Source organism: Arthrobacter burdickii (assembly GCF_030433645.1).
Classification (GTDB): Bacteria; Actinomycetota; Actinomycetes; order Actinomycetales; family Micrococcaceae; genus Arthrobacter_D; species Arthrobacter_D burdickii.
Genome location: NZ_JAROCG010000001.1, coordinates 1,480,975 through 1,494,225, shown reverse-complemented (window position 1 = coordinate 1,494,225; position 13,251 = coordinate 1,480,975). Strand labels below are relative to the sequence as shown.

Below are 13,251 nucleotides of genomic sequence, written 5' to 3'. Positions count from 1 at the left end.
GCATGGCGCCTGCAGAGAGCGTCGTTCCACCGTCGGGTGGGCACGCCGGTGCATTCCCGCATGGCGCCTGCAGCGAGCGTCGTTCCGCCGCGTCGGGTGGGCACGGCGGTGCGTTCCCGCACAGCGCCTGCAGAGAGCGTCGTTCCCCCGTCAGTCCGCTGACGCGGAGCCGCTCGCGGCGTCCGCTCCGCTAGGGCAGTGGCGGCCGCCCCAGGAACGCCGCGATGTCCGCATAGACCTCCCTGGACTCCGGCAGACGCGGGAACGCGGGGAAGACGTGGAACGCGCCGGGATAGACGTTCAGTGTGACGTCGGCGCCGGCGGCGACCGCCCTGTCCCGGAACACGGTCGCGTCCGCCATACACACGTCGCGGGTGCCCTGGTAGATGCGCGTGACCGGCACCGTGGCCAGCAGATCATCGGGAGCGCATGCGGGGCTCACCAGCGATGTCCTCGGATCGTCGCCCCCGGCCCACCACAGCCCGGCCTGCACCCCGCCGCCCACGGAGAGCATCGGGTCGACGGCGTCGTACTTCGGGATGGAGGGATTGGTGGCCGTGACGTCGAGCCACGGGGAGAACGCGACGATGCGGCCGGGCGCGGGCAGGCCGGCGTCGCGGAAGGCCCACGGTTGGGCGATGGCGAGCGCCCCGCCGGCGGAATCACCCATCAGCGTCACGTCGTCCGGCGCCGCGGTGCGAAGCACCTCACGGTAGACGCTCACCAGATAGGGAAAGGCCTCGCGGTAGGTGCTCTCCGGAGCCAGGCGATACAGGGGCACGGTGACGGCAGCACCCGTCCGCCTGGTCAGCTCGGCGATGATCCACCAGTGCGGTCGGCTCAATTCGTTGATGTAGATGCCGCCATGCGTGTAGACGATGTGCGACCGCGTGCCTCCGAGGAGCGGCCGGACCGTGAGCGTGCGGACACCATCGACCCGCTTCTCCTGGATGGTGTGAGTCTGCCTGAAGGTCCAGGGGATGGCGGCCATCGACGGGTAGGTCCGGCCCGGGTACTTCGAGTTCACCCAGTCGGTACCGGTCAGGTTCCTCTTGGTGGGAAGGAGGCTGATGAGCAGGGACGCGAGGCGCATCGGCCGTGAGCCGTCCTTCACGCTCGGTTCGACCGTCTCCGTGCCTGCTGCGTATCCGCGCGTCATGGGCCCAGCCTAGGGGAACCGAAGCCGACGCCGCCTCTGTCATGCTGGTCAGGGCCCTTCTGCCGCCCGTCGACGTGCCGCCCGTCGACGAACGGGCGCAGCGCCCCGCCGCACCCGTTCCGGTCCGCCGAAGGAAGACATGGATACCGCTTCACACATCGCCCTCGCCGCCGACCTCCTCGGCGTCTTCTTCTTCGCGGTCTCCGGCTCCCTGCTGGCGGCACGCAAGGGCTTCGACATCGTCGGTTCGCTCCTCCTCGCATCGCTCGCATCACTGGGTGGCGGAGTGGCCCGGGACCTCATCATCGACGTTCCACCAGCGGCCTTCACCACTCCCGCCTACCTGCTGCCTCCGCTCCTCGCCACCGTCCTCGTCTACTTCGTCTTCTCCGGCGTCGAGCGCGTCAAGCGGGTCCTGGTGATCTTCGATGCCGCCGGACTCGCCCTGTTCTGCATCACCGGCACGATCAAGGCACTCGAGGTCGGCCTGAATCCCGTGTCCGCGGTCCTGCTCGGCGTGACCACCGCCGTCGGCGGGGGCCTGCTGCGCGACGTCGTCGCCAACGAGATCCCGCAGCTCTTCGATCCGCGCGACATCTACGCCCTGCCCGCACTGCTCGGCGCCGTCGTCGTCACCGCGCTGTACCTCACGGGGACCTTCACGCTCTTCACGGGCAGCGTGGCGGCGTCGCTCGTGTTCACCCTGCGTGTCCTCGCCTGGCGCTACGGCTGGCACGCCCCGCTCGCAGCAAGGACGTCCAGCGCACGAAGGTGACCCGGGCGCGGGGCGCGGCGGCTAGGATGGGAGCATCCCCACCACCACTCCTGGAGTACTTGTGACTGAGCTGTTTGCCGACAAATTCCGCGCCCTCGTGCCCCAGTACTTCGAGGGCGAGTGGGCCGAGGAGGACGGCCTGTCCGACGACGAGCTCGCCCAGATGCTCGAGGGCAAGGACTTCGAACTGCCCTTGGCGCTCCGGGAGTTCTACCGTGCGGTCGGAGCCACCGAGGACATCATGGAGGCCTACCACTTCTTCTGGGATCCCGACGAACTCGAGATCGAGGACGGCTTCCTCCTGTTCCTCGAGGACGAGGACGAGCAGTTCACGTGGGGCATGCGGGCGGACCAGCTGGACGTGCCGGACCCCATCGTCTGGCGGCGCAACAACGCGCGGGGCGAGTGGCAGAGCGAGGAGGGCACGTTCAGCGAATACGTGCTCGACCTGTTCGAGTGGGTCTTCGAGGAGGACGACGAGGACTGATGGAGTTCGCCCACCACGCCCCCGAGGGCTACCAGTGCCCGTTCTGCGACCTGGCGCGCGACGACTTCAGCAACCCGAAGAACCTGTGCCGCCCCGGCGATGTCATCTACTCGGACGACCTCGTGCTGGCGTTCATCGCCTCCCACGGCTTCGAACCGAACCCCGGCCACGTCCTCATCACCCCGCGCGCGCACGTCGAACTGCTGTATGAACTGCCCGACGACGTCGCTGCCCGCATCATGACCCTCACCCGTGACATCGCGATCGCCATCAAGCGGGCATGGAGCCCGGACGGCGTCTCCACGCGGCAGCACAACGAGCCAGCGGGCAGCCAGCACGTCTGGCACTACCACCAGCACGTGCTCCCGCGCTGGCACGACGACGGCTTCTACTTCACGCCGAAGCGGCCAATCGTCGACCCGGCGATCAGGGCACGGAAGGCCGACGAGCTGAGGGCTTTCCTCCCGGCGGCGTAGCCCCGCCTGTACTGCCCTGTTCGGCCGTTCCCCGGCTTCGCCGTGGTTCCCGTCCCGCCGGGGGCCCGCTAACGCGGCTTCGTGCACGGGTTTTGGGCAACAAGAGCGTGTCCTACGACGACACGCCGGTTATCAGAGTCAATTGCCCGTCAAAGGCGTGCACGAGGCCGCATCTGGCCGTCGATATCAGCGGATCGGTCGGCGTCCAAGGGCCTTGAAGACCATGGCGAGAAGCTCCTCCGGCTGGAACATGACGTCCTCGTAGCAGAAGCGAAGCACGGTGTAGCCGCCGATGACCGTCATGTTGTTCCGCATGCGATCGAGCCGGAGTGCCCGCCGGTCGGAGTGGAATGCGGCACCGTCTATCTCCACGACGAGGCATTCCTCGACCAGGAAGTCGACCCGCCCCACGCCCGCTATCCGGACCTGGGAGCGAACACCGAGACCGGCCCCGCGCAGGAGGAGTCGTGTAACGACTTCGATCGGCGATTCGCCGGTGAGGTCGACCGACGCCAACGCTGCGCGAGCCCTGCCGTTGCGCTTTCCAGGCAGCCGAGACTCGAGAAACACCGCCTCAGTGTCACCGCGTCGAAGAGCACATTCGACCATAGGGACCGACTCGTCGGCAGGGCGGCACTGCAGCACGTGCACCAGCACGTCGGCCAGGCCGACGAGTGGCAGCCGAGGGTGCGGAGGAACGGTGACGACGCGATGGTTGATGCAGCCGGTGGCCGAGCGGGTCGGCCGGCTGACATGCACATCGATCGCGGGTCGGACGAGCCAAAGCCCATAGTGGACCGCGGCGGAGACACACGTGAGCCGCGCTCCCGCATCGACCGCCTGGATGAACTCCGGTGGCGCGTCGGGAAGGGCCAGGACTCCCCGTCGAACGCGGAGAAGCCTGCCGTCGCCGATATAGCGCTCGATCGCCCGCTCCCCCACCCCGCGCTGCAGCAGGGCACCCGTGGAAGCCACACCGCCCGATACTGCGAGAATGTGCTCGATCGTCATGGACCAAGCCAAGAGGCTGGCGCCCGGGATCGGCGCTGAACCCACGGCTATGTGGACGGGCCGCGGGGCGCAGCGGCGGGCGCATGTCGGCGCCCGTGACGCGCAGCGGGTGCAGCTACGTGCGGAAATGACTACCAGTGACGACAGGGGGGTGCAGCGACACGCCAGGATGCGGCGTCGTGCACGCGTTTCATCGTGGAGGACGCGTGTCGTCACGGGACACGCCGATTATCAAGGACACTCCCCCGGGAAAGCCGTGCACGAAGCCGCAGGAACGACGGCGCGGCGCGACGGCAGCCGAAACACTGGCCGGTACGAAGCCGCAGGAACGACGGCGCGGCGCGGCAACCGCAGGAGAGCTAGACGTCCCTGCTGACGACGGCCTGCGCGAAGCTCGCCAGCGCCTGTTTGACCGTGCTGTCCGGCAGCGGCTCGAGGGCGGCCACGGCGTCGTCGGCCCACTGCTGAGCCACGGCCCAGGCCTCCTGCGTCTGGGGGTGGGAGCGCACGGCTTCGACGGCGCCCGCGAGCGCCTCGTCCGAGGAGAGGTCACTGTCGACGAGGGCGATGACGTCGGCCGCGGATGCATCCCCCGCAGCCGCGGCGCGGCGCAGCAGGATGACCGGCAGGGTGGGGACGCCCTCGCGCAGGTCCGTGCCGGGCGCCTTGCCCGACGTGACCTTCAGGCCGGTGACGTCGATGACGTCGTCGGCGAGCTGGAAGGCCACACCGACCTTCTCACCGTAGGAGACCATGACGTCGACCACCTCGGGAGAGGTGTCCGCGAACAGGGCTCCGAGCTGGCCCGAGGCCGCCACGAGCGAACCGGTCTTGTCCGCGATCACGGAGAGGTAGTGCTCGAGGTCGTCCTGGCCGTCCCGCGGGCCGACGGTCTCATGCAGCTGGCCCAGGCACAGCCGCTCGAAGGTGCGGGCCTGGATACCGAGGGCTTCGCCGCCGAGTTCGGAGACGAGGATCGATGCCCGGGCGAAGATGAGGTCGCCGGTGAGGATGGCGACGGAGTTGCCCCACACCTCGTGCGCGGTGGGTGCGCCCCGCCGGTACGGCGCGGAGTCCATGACGTCGTCGTGGTACAGCGTGGCGAGGTGCGTCAGTTCGACGACGACGGCCGCCTGGACCACCTTGGCGTGGGTCGGGTTACCGAGGTGGGAAGCGAGGATCGTCAGGAGGGGGCGGATGCGCTTGCCGCCGGCCTCGACCAGGTGGCGGCTCGTGGCATCGGCCAGGGGATCCGAGTGGGCGATGGCTCCGCGGAGCTGCTTCTCCACCTCCGCGAGGCATGACGAGACGGACGGCCCCAGATCCGGGTCCTCGGCGATGAGGGCGAAGCCGGGAGGCAGACGCAGGGCGTCGGCGTCGTCCGGGATGTCCGCCGTGTCCAGCGCGCTGTTCGGACCCACGCTGGTCCACCCGGAGTTGAAGGATTGTGTCACGGTCTAAGACTAACCAAGTGGGGCGGCGCTTTGCGCACGCAGGTGGCCCGTCAGGGACGGCTGGTTGGAGGTGGGCGGCACGAGCGACTCGAGCAGGTGGATGACGCGGTCCTCGAACCCGCGGCCGCCGGCGTCGGTCAGGTTGGCGAGCATCCGCACCACGAACCGCATCAGCACGGGCACCGGCATGCCGGTGCGCAGCGCCAGCGAGAGGATCGCCGGCTTGCCGATCAGCTGCGCGAAGACGCGTCCGAGCGTGAAGTGGCTGCCCCACTGCGCCCGCACGTACGGCGCGTACCCGGACATCACCTGGTCGCGTCCGAGCGGCGTCGCCACTGCCTGGGCCCGCGCGATGAACTCGGCGGCGTAGCGTGCCGATTCCATCGCGTAGGAGATGCCCTCGCCGTTGAACGGGGACACCATGCCGCCGGCGTCGCCGAGGAGCAGCAACCCGGGGCTGTAGTGCGGCGTGCGGTTGAAGCCCATGGGCAGGGCCGCACCGCGGATCTCGCCTACCTGGTTGGCCGGCGTGAAGCCCCATTCGGACGGCATGCCCCCGGTCCAGTCGCGCAGGACCTGCTTGTAGTCGAGCTTGCCGAACTCCGCGGACGAGTTGAGGATGCCGAGGCCCACGTTGGACGTGCCGTCGCCGACGCCGAAGACCCAGCCGTAGCCCGGCAGCGGCTTCCCGGTGGCGTCCGGGAGTTCCAGCCACCCTTCCATCCAGTCGTCGTTCGTCCGGGGGCTCGTGAAGTACGTGCGGACGGCGACGCCGAGGGGCCTGTCGTCGCGCTTCTGCAGTCCGAGGCTGACGGCGGTCCGCGTCGAGTTGCCGTCGGCGGCGAGGGCGACGTCGGCCGTGAAGGTGCGCGTCTCGCCGGTCTTGCGCCCGTCGGCGTCGAGCAGGTTCACGGTGACCCCGGTGACCCGGCCGGCGTCGTCACGCAGCGCGGAGGACACGGAGTGACCCTCGAGGATCGTGGCCCCGGCCGAACGGGCGTGCTGCGCAAGTGCTTCGTCGAAGCCGAGGCGCGTGCGGACCAGTCCGTAGTCGGGGAAGTCGCTCAGTTCGGGCCAGGGCACCTCGACGGTGCGCTTGCCCGCGATGAGACGGAGCCCCTTGTTGCGGCGCCACCCCTCGCTCTCGTCGTGCGGGAGGCCGAGGAGCTGCAGTTCCCGCGTGGCCCGGGGGGTCAGGCCGTCGCCGCACACCTTCTCGCGGGGAAAGTACGTCTTCTCGAGAACGGTGACCTCGATGCCGGCACTGGCGAGGTAGTAGGCCGCCGCGGAGCCGGCCGGGCCCGCCCCGACGATGAGCACGGACATCTAGACGGCCGCCGACGTGCGGCGCAGGCGGACCTGCCCCGGCAGGAGCGGCTCCTCACCGGGAGCCGCGGGGGCCTTGGTGGCGCGGTGGACGGCGACGATGCCGCCGTTGAGGTTTCGGTATTCGACGTCGTTCCAGCCGCTCTCGCTGATCCACGCCGCGAGCTCGTCCTGGTTCGGCCAGGCCCGGATGGACTCGGCGAGGTAGACGTACGCGTCGGGGTTGGAGCTCACCTTGCGGGCGATCGCCGGGAGTGCCCGCATCAGGTATTCGGTGTACGTGGTGCGCCAGAGCGCGACGGTGGGCGAGGAGAACTCCGCGATGACCAGCCGGCCGCCCGGGCGCGTGACGCGGAGCATCTCCGCCAGCGCCTTCCTCGGCTCGTTGACGTTGCGGAGCCCGAAGGAGATGGTGCTCGCGTCGAAGGAGTTGTCCGCGAACGGCAGGTTCGTGGCGTCGCCGGCGACGAAGGCGATGTCCGGCCGCCTGCGCTTGCCCACCTTCAGCATGCCGAGCGAGAAGTCGCAGGCAACGACGTCGATCCCGGCGTCCGCGTACGGCTCGCTCGAGGTGCCGGTGCCGGCAGCGAGGTCGAGCACGCGCTGGCCCTGTTCGGCCCCGACCGCGTCGACGACGATGCGACGCCAGCGGCGGGTCTGCCACACCGACAGGACGTCGTTGACGACGTCGTACTTGGGGGCCACGTCGTCGAACATGGCCGCTACTTCGTCAGGGCGCTTCTCCAGGGATGCACGATTCACCCGCTCATTGTCTCAAACAAACACCCCGCACCTAATCGGCGCCGATCCCCGATCCGGGCGGCGCCGGACAGCCCCGGCCGCGTAGCCTCGGGCCTCCCGGGACGTGCCGAAGCTCACGGCCGGGCACGGATGCGGCGCGGAGCCGCGGAGTACGCTTGGAGCATCATGAGCACTCCGTCCCTCACTGCGCTGACGCCTGCGCCCGGACAGTCCCGCGGGCTCCGCAGCATCACGGTGGCCCACGGCGCCATGGATCCCCGGTCCGGCCTCCTCGAGTACGTGGTGCGCAACGATGCTCACACCTGGATCCGCCGCGGCGGCGGGCTCGTCGCCTACGGGGAGACGGCGAGATTCACGGGAACGGGGCCGGACCGCTTCACCCAGGCCCAGGAGTGGTGGCGCCGCGAACTCGCCGGCGCGGAGGTCCTGGACGAGCTGGGGGTCCCAGGTTCCGGCCTCATCGCCTTCGGGTCCTTCGCGTTCTCCAAGACCTCCTCGCACCCATCGCGCCTGATCGTCCCCGAGGTGGTGGTCGGCTGCAGCGAGGGAAGGAGCTGGCTGACCTACATCACGGACGACGCCGAGGCCGAGTTGAGCGCCGCCTCGGCGGAAGCGGCGCTCGCCGCCTACCTCGCCGCCCCCGACGCCGGCCGCTCCCCCAGTCCCGGCGACAGCCTGGGCCCGGGCGTCCTCAGTGAGGACCAGTACAAGCTCGCCGTTGCGGAGGGCGTGAAGCACGTGCAGGCCGGCGAGCTGAGCAAGCTCGTGCTGGCGCGCGACGTCGTCGCGCACCTCGAGACGCCGGTGGCCACCGCCCAGGTGCTGCGCGAGCTCGCCGTGCGGTACGAGGACTGCTGGACGTACGCCGTCGACGGCCTCATCGGCTCGACCCCGGAGATGCTCATCAAGGTGGAGGACAACACGGCCCGGGCGCGCGTCCTCGCCGGCACCCTCGACCGGGCCGACGCCCCCGAGGGCGATCCCGGTTACGCCGACCGCGTCCTGGCCGGCTCGGAGAAGCAGCTCCACGAGCACCAGATCGCCATCGACTCGCTCACCGAGACCCTCGAGCCCTTCACGAGCTCGATGACCTCGCACAGCGAGCCCTTCGTCCTGCAGCTGCCGAATGTCTGGCACCTCGCCTCGGACGTCACGGCCCAGCTCGCGCCCGACGACGCCGGCCAGGTCCCGACGTCGTTGGCCCTGGTCCAGGCGCTGCACCCCACCGCGGCCGTCTGCGGGACACCGACGACCGTCGCCGGAGCCCTCATCCGCGAACTGGAACACCTCGAGCGCGGCCCCTACGCGGGGCCGGTGGGCTGGATCGACGCCGGCGGAAACGGTGAATGGGGCATCGCCCTGCGCGGAGCGGTCATCGAGGCTCCCACCCGCGTCCGGCTGTACGCGGGCTGCGGCATTGTGGAGGGCTCCCAGCCCGCGGCCGAACTGGCCGAGACGTGGAGCAAGTTCCGTCCCATGACCGAGGCCCTCGGGCTCTCGCGCTGAGGCGGAGCTCTGGTTACCAATAGGCAATACCTGTAGCCTGTGATGCACATCTCTCTTTCGTCGCTAGAATCAGCACGACCTTTTTTCCGTTCCGTTCCTTTCCGCCCGTCCCAGTGAGGTACCCATGTTTTCCAAGAAGTCCGCAATGCTGGCCGCCCTGGCCGCCGGCGCCCTCGCGCTGAGCGCCTGCGGCGGAGGTTCCGACGACGCCGGCTCCGGCTCCGCCGAGGAGAGCGGCCTGAACCTCGTCTCCGAGGGCTCGCTGACCGTCTGCTCCGACATCCCCTACCCGCCCTTCGAGTTCGAGGAGAATGGCGAGTACACCGGCTTCGACATGGACATCATGAAGGAGATCGCCTCCGGCCTGGACCTCGAGCTCGCCGTCCAGGACGTCGAGTTCAACGGCCTCCAGAGCGGCGCCGTCCTCGCGGCCCGCCAGTGCGACATCGGGGCCAGCGCGGTCACGATCACGGAGGAGCGCAAGGCGAACCTCGCGTTCTCGGACCCGTACTACGACTCGCTGCAGTCCCTCCTCGTTCCCGCGGATTCCGACATCGCCTCGATCGACGACCTCGCCGGCAAGCAGGTCGGCGTCCAGCAGGGCACCACCGGCGAGACCTACGCCACGGAGAACGCGCCCGAGGCTGAGATCGTCCAGTTCCCCTCGGACGCGGAGATGTACGCCGCCATCCAGGCCGGCAACGTCGACGCCCTGCTGCAGGACCTCCCCGTCAATCTCGGCCACACCGAGGACGGCTCCTTCACCATCGCCGAGGAGTTCAAGACCGACGAGCAGTACGGCTTCATCATGGCGAAGGAAGGCAGCGACGAACTGGTCGCCGCCGTGAACGAGCAGCTCACCGCGCTCCGCGACAACGGCAAGTACCAGGAAATCTACGACTCCTACTTCGCGCAGTAGCCCATCCGACCCGTGCGGCCCGGAGCTCCGGGCCGCACGGGTGCCACTTCCCGAAGGAAGGTAGTCCCCCGCGTGAAACGATCGACACGCAGGCGCCTGATCCAGGGCGCCCTCTACGCGGTATTCGCCGCCGTAGTCCTCCTCATCGTCCTCGCCGCCGACTGGGCGAAGATCCGTTCCAACTTCTTCGACCTCGACGTCGCCGCCGCCTCCTTCCCGGAGATCGTCACAATCGCGGCGAAGAACACCATCGTCTACACGGCCATCGCCTTCCTCGGCGGATTGCTGCTCGGGCTCGTCCTCGCCCTCATGAAGCTCTCGCCGGTCCTGCCGTACCGCTGGCTCGCCACCGGCTACATCGAGCTCTTCCGCGGCCTTCCCGCCCTGCTGGTGATCTTCGCATTCGCCTACGCGGTGCCGATCGCGTTCCAGTGGCATCCGCCGGGCGGCAACGCGGGCGCGGGCCTGATCGCCCTCATCATCGTCTCCTCGGCCTACATCGCGGAGACGATCCGTGCCGGTATCGAGGCTGTGCCCAAGGGGCAGGTGGAAGCCGCCCGCTCACTCGGCATGAACTCCGCGTGGACCATGGTGACCGTCGTCCTCCCCCAGGCCTTCCGGATCATCACACCTCCCCTGACCAACGAGCTCGTGATCCTCATCAAGGACACGTCCCTCCTGTTCATCGCGGGCATGGCCATCGGCGACCGTGAGCTGACCACGTTCTCGCGTGACGCCCTGACCAGCCAGGCGAACGCGACGCCGCTCGTGGTGGCCGCGGCGATGTACCTGATCATCACGCTGCCGCTGACCCAGCTGGTCGCGAAGCTCGAACGACACAACAAGAGAGGCCGGTGATTCCGGTGTCCCATCCAGCATCGGGTGCCACGGCACCGGGATCGACGGCGGCAGTGCCGGCCATCGAGGTCCGCGCGCTCTGCAAGACCTTCGGCAGCAACGAGGTGCTCAAGGGCATCGACTTCCACGTGGACCAGGGCGAGGTGGTGTGCGTGATCGGCCCCTCGGGTTCCGGCAAGTCGACCCTGCTCCGCTGCGTGAACCGGCTCGAGGAACCGACCACGGGCACGGTGATGGTGGAGGGCATCGACATCACGGACAGCGAGACGGACCTCGACGATGTGCGTACGCGCATCGGCATGGTCTTCCAGCAGTTCAACCTCTTCCCCCACCTCACGGTCCTCAAGAACCTGACCCTCGCACAGCAGCGCGCCAAGCGGCGCAGCAGGTCCGAGGCCACGGAGATCGCGCGGAGGAACCTCGCCAAGGTGGGCCTCGCGGAGAAGGCCGACGCCTTCCCCGCACAGCTCTCCGGCGGCCAGCAGCAGCGCGTCGCCATCGCCCGCGCGCTGTCCATGGACCCCGACATGATGCTCTTCGACGAGCCCACCAGCGCGCTGGACCCCGAGCTCGTCGGCGACGTCCTCGAGGTCATGAAGGAGCTCGCCAAGGAGGGCATGACCATGATGGTGGTCACGCACGAGATGGGATTCGCCCGCGAGGTCGGCGACCGCGTCGTCTTCATGGACGGCGGCGTCGTCGTCGAGCAGGGCAAGCCCGAGGACGTCCTCGGGAACCCGCAGCACGAGCGGACGAAACTGTTCCTGTCGAAGGTGCTCTAGCCGGGCACCGGCCGGACCCCGTCGGACACCGCAAGGCGGATGCGCGCGTGGAGGTCCCGGAGCGTACTGCGGTCCGTCCGGACCTCGAGGATGGAGCGGCCCCGAATGGGCCGCTCCATCGCCGTATCCAGCTCCTCCAGCGTGGTCGCCCGCTCGTAGTGCAGCCCGTAGGCAGCGGCGAGCGCGGCGAGGTCCACGGTGTGCGGTGTCCCGAACAGGCGCTCGACGGCCGCCCCGTACCGCTCCGTCGTCGCCTCCGCGCCGTGCTCGAGGAGGCCGAAGATGCCCCCGCCGCCGTCGTTGAGCACCACGATGTGGAGGTCCGGCTGCGGTTCACCGCTGCCGAGGAGCAGCCCGCCGACGTCGTGCAGGAACGTCAGGTCGCCCATCAGCACGCGTGTCGGGATGCCGGCGGCGAGTGCCACGCCCGTCGCCGTCGAGACGGTGCCGTCGATCCCGGCCAGTCCCCGGTTGGCGAAGACCTCCAGGGGGTGCCAGTCGGTCGCGGCGACGAGGTCGACGTCGCGGATGGGGTTGGAGGAGCCGAGCACCAGGTTCCCGTCCGTGTACTCCCACACCGCGTCGGCGACGTGCAGACCCGTGATGCGGTCCTCGTCCGCCAGCAGGGACTGGACGGCGGCGTCCGTGCTCGCTCCCGCCTCCCGCCACGAGCGGAGCCAGCCCTCCTCGCCGCGCCCCGCGAACTCCAGCAGATCGGGCAGGGTGTCGATGATGCGCTCGGTGCGCCGACCCTCCTCGAACCAGGCCACCGGCGCGGGCAGGTACAGGGCGTGCTCGACGTCGGCCCGCGCGAGGAGCGCTGTGACCGGACGCGACAGCGTGGGGCGACCGAACGTCACCACGCGCGTGATCGCCGGGCCGAGGTGCTCGAGCAGCAGCCGGTAGGGGGCGATCGCACTGGTGCCGAAGCGCGCGTTCGACGACGGTTCGGCGAGCAGTGGGAGGTCCAGGTGCGCGGCGAAGACCGCGGCCAGCTCTCCTGCTCCGTGCCCGGCGACGACGACGGTCCGGGTGCCGTCGCGCTGCCCGTTCGCCGGCGCCGGGGCGCCCGTCGCTGCGGCCGGGACCACCGCGGGTCCGGGCACCGGGGCCGCGGCGGGAACCGTCGTCGCGCCGGTGGGCACGAGCGGATCGCGGTAGGCGAGGTTCAGGTGCACCGGCCCGGGCGGCTGGGTGGGCACCCCGTCCGCCGGCCGACCGACGGCGGCCCGCAGTGCGTCCGTGATGGGACCGGTCGGATCCTCACCGGCCCTCAGGTCGAGGTTCGCCCGCACGTGCACGCCGAACAGGTCCGGCTGCACCGTGGTCTGGTTGGCGCCAGTCCCCCGCAGCTCCCCGGGTCGGTCGGCGGACACCACCACCAGGGGGACCGCCGCATGGTTGGCCTCCATGACGGCCGGCAGCAGCTCCCCCACCGCCGTTCCCGACGTCGTCACCACGGCGGCGGGCCGCTGGGCGCCGAGTGCGAGGCCCAAAGCGGTGAAGGCGGCCGACCTCTCGTCGATCCGCACGTGCAGGCGGACGCGCCCCGCCGCCTCCGCGTCGGCGAGCGCATACGCGAGGGGCGCGCTCCGGGAGCCCGGCGCGACGACGACGTCGACGACGCCGCCTGCCACGAGGGCCGCGACCGCGCGGGCGGCCGAGGCGGCGGAGTCGAGCGGAGCTGGCGGGGGCGTCGCTGGTTTCGTCACGGTCCCATCCTTCCACCCGGACGC

General features: G+C 69.9%; 13 protein-coding genes. 7 read left to right on the top strand and 6 right to left on the bottom strand.

Annotated features, from left to right (window positions below):
• Positions 1-190: 190 nt before the first annotated feature.
• Complete coding sequence (locus P5G52_RS06945; protein ID WP_301225929.1) at positions 191-1,159, bottom strand: alpha/beta hydrolase; 969 nt, start codon at positions 1,157-1,159, stop codon at positions 191-193.
• A 139-nt stretch (positions 1,160-1,298) separates the two neighbouring features.
• Here P5G52_RS06945 and P5G52_RS06940 point away from each other — a divergent pair, with 139 nt between their 5' ends.
• The 3 genes from P5G52_RS06940 (at position 1,299) to P5G52_RS06930 (ending at position 2,897) form a co-directional block, all read left to right on the top strand.
• The gene (locus tag P5G52_RS06940) at positions 1,299-1,934 is read left to right on the top strand and encodes a trimeric intracellular cation channel family protein (RefSeq protein WP_301225928.1); all 636 of its coding nucleotides are present in this window, start codon (positions 1,299-1,301) and stop codon (positions 1,932-1,934) included.
• A gap of 61 nt (positions 1,935-1,995) precedes the next feature.
• A complete protein-coding gene (locus P5G52_RS06935) occupies positions 1,996-2,421 on the top strand; it encodes a hypothetical protein (RefSeq protein ID WP_301225926.1) in 426 nt (141 codons plus the stop codon).
• The gene (locus P5G52_RS06930) at positions 2,421-2,897 is read left to right on the top strand and encodes an HIT family protein (RefSeq protein ID WP_301225924.1); all 477 of its coding nucleotides are present in this window, start codon (positions 2,421-2,423) and stop codon (positions 2,895-2,897) included. Before P5G52_RS06935 ends, P5G52_RS06930 begins: the two co-directional genes overlap by 1 nt.
• Positions 2,898-3,083: 186 nt before the next feature.
• Here the strand turns inward: P5G52_RS06930 and P5G52_RS06925 are convergent, their stop codons facing one another.
• The 4 genes from P5G52_RS06925 to P5G52_RS06910 form a co-directional block, all read right to left on the bottom strand.
• Positions 3,084-3,908, bottom strand: coding sequence for a type IV toxin-antitoxin system AbiEi family antitoxin domain-containing protein (locus P5G52_RS06925; protein WP_301225922.1), 825 nt, complete (start codon positions 3,906-3,908; stop codon positions 3,084-3,086).
• A 359-nt stretch (positions 3,909-4,267) separates the two neighbouring features.
• On the bottom strand, positions 4,268-5,362 hold the full coding sequence (locus P5G52_RS06920) for a polyprenyl synthetase family protein (protein WP_435868653.1): 1,095 nt from the start codon (positions 5,360-5,362) through the stop codon (positions 4,268-4,270).
• A 9-nt stretch (positions 5,363-5,371) separates the two neighbouring features.
• Complete coding sequence (locus P5G52_RS06915) at positions 5,372-6,688, bottom strand: geranylgeranyl reductase family protein (RefSeq protein WP_301225920.1); 1,317 nt, start codon at positions 6,686-6,688, stop codon at positions 5,372-5,374.
• Positions 6,689-7,450 (bottom strand): demethylmenaquinone methyltransferase, encoded by a 762-nt coding sequence (locus P5G52_RS06910; protein WP_301225918.1) that lies wholly within the window; start codon positions 7,448-7,450, stop codon positions 6,689-6,691.
• 165 nt (positions 7,451-7,615) lie between these two features.
• Here P5G52_RS06910 and P5G52_RS06905 point away from each other — a divergent pair, with 165 nt between their 5' ends.
• The 4 genes from P5G52_RS06905 (at position 7,616) to P5G52_RS06890 (ending at position 11,515) form a co-directional block, all read left to right on the top strand.
• Positions 7,616-8,956 (top strand): isochorismate synthase, encoded by a 1,341-nt coding sequence (locus P5G52_RS06905; RefSeq protein WP_435868652.1) that lies wholly within the window; start codon positions 7,616-7,618, stop codon positions 8,954-8,956.
• Positions 8,957-9,101: 145 nt separating this feature from the next.
• The gene (locus P5G52_RS06900; protein ID WP_301225916.1) at positions 9,102-9,875 is read left to right on the top strand and encodes a transporter substrate-binding domain-containing protein; all 774 of its coding nucleotides are present in this window, start codon (positions 9,102-9,104) and stop codon (positions 9,873-9,875) included.
• Between the two features lie 72 nt (positions 9,876-9,947).
• Positions 9,948-10,733, top strand: coding sequence for an amino acid ABC transporter permease (locus P5G52_RS06895; RefSeq protein ID WP_301225914.1), 786 nt, complete (start codon positions 9,948-9,950; stop codon positions 10,731-10,733).
• Positions 10,734-10,738: 5 nt separating this feature from the next.
• The gene (locus P5G52_RS06890) at positions 10,739-11,515 is read left to right on the top strand and encodes an amino acid ABC transporter ATP-binding protein (protein ID WP_301225912.1); all 777 of its coding nucleotides are present in this window, start codon (positions 10,739-10,741) and stop codon (positions 11,513-11,515) included.
• Here the strand turns inward: P5G52_RS06890 and menD are convergent.
• Complete coding sequence (menD, locus tag P5G52_RS06885; RefSeq protein WP_301225910.1) at positions 11,512-13,227, bottom strand: 2-succinyl-5-enolpyruvyl-6-hydroxy-3-cyclohexene-1-carboxylic-acid synthase; 1,716 nt, start codon at positions 13,225-13,227, stop codon at positions 11,512-11,514. The genes P5G52_RS06890 and menD overlap by 4 nt on opposite strands.
• Positions 13,228-13,251: the final 24 nt, after the last annotated feature.

Excerpts from the sequence above, each read along its gene's own strand:
- P5G52_RS06945 (WP_301225929.1), bottom strand. The coding sequence starts at position 1,159 with ATGACGCGCGGATACGCAGCAGGCACGGAGACGGTCGAACCGAGCGTG.
- P5G52_RS06940 (WP_301225928.1), top strand. The coding sequence starts at position 1,299 with ATGGATACCGCTTCACACATCGCCCTCGCCGCCGACCTCCTCGGCGTC.
- P5G52_RS06930 (WP_301225924.1), top strand. The coding sequence starts at position 2,421 with ATGGAGTTCGCCCACCACGCCCCCGAGGGCTACCAGTGCCCGTTCTGC.
- P5G52_RS06925 (WP_301225922.1), bottom strand. The coding sequence starts at position 3,908 with ATGACGATCGAGCACATTCTCGCAGTATCGGGCGGTGTGGCTTCCACG.
- P5G52_RS06915 (WP_301225920.1), bottom strand. The coding sequence starts at position 6,688 with ATGTCCGTGCTCATCGTCGGGGCGGGCCCGGCCGGCTCCGCGGCGGCC.
- P5G52_RS06905 (WP_435868652.1), top strand. The coding sequence starts at position 7,616 with ATGAGCACTCCGTCCCTCACTGCGCTGACGCCTGCGCCCGGACAGTCC.
- P5G52_RS06900 (WP_301225916.1), top strand. The coding sequence starts at position 9,102 with ATGCTGGCCGCCCTGGCCGCCGGCGCCCTCGCGCTGAGCGCCTGCGGC.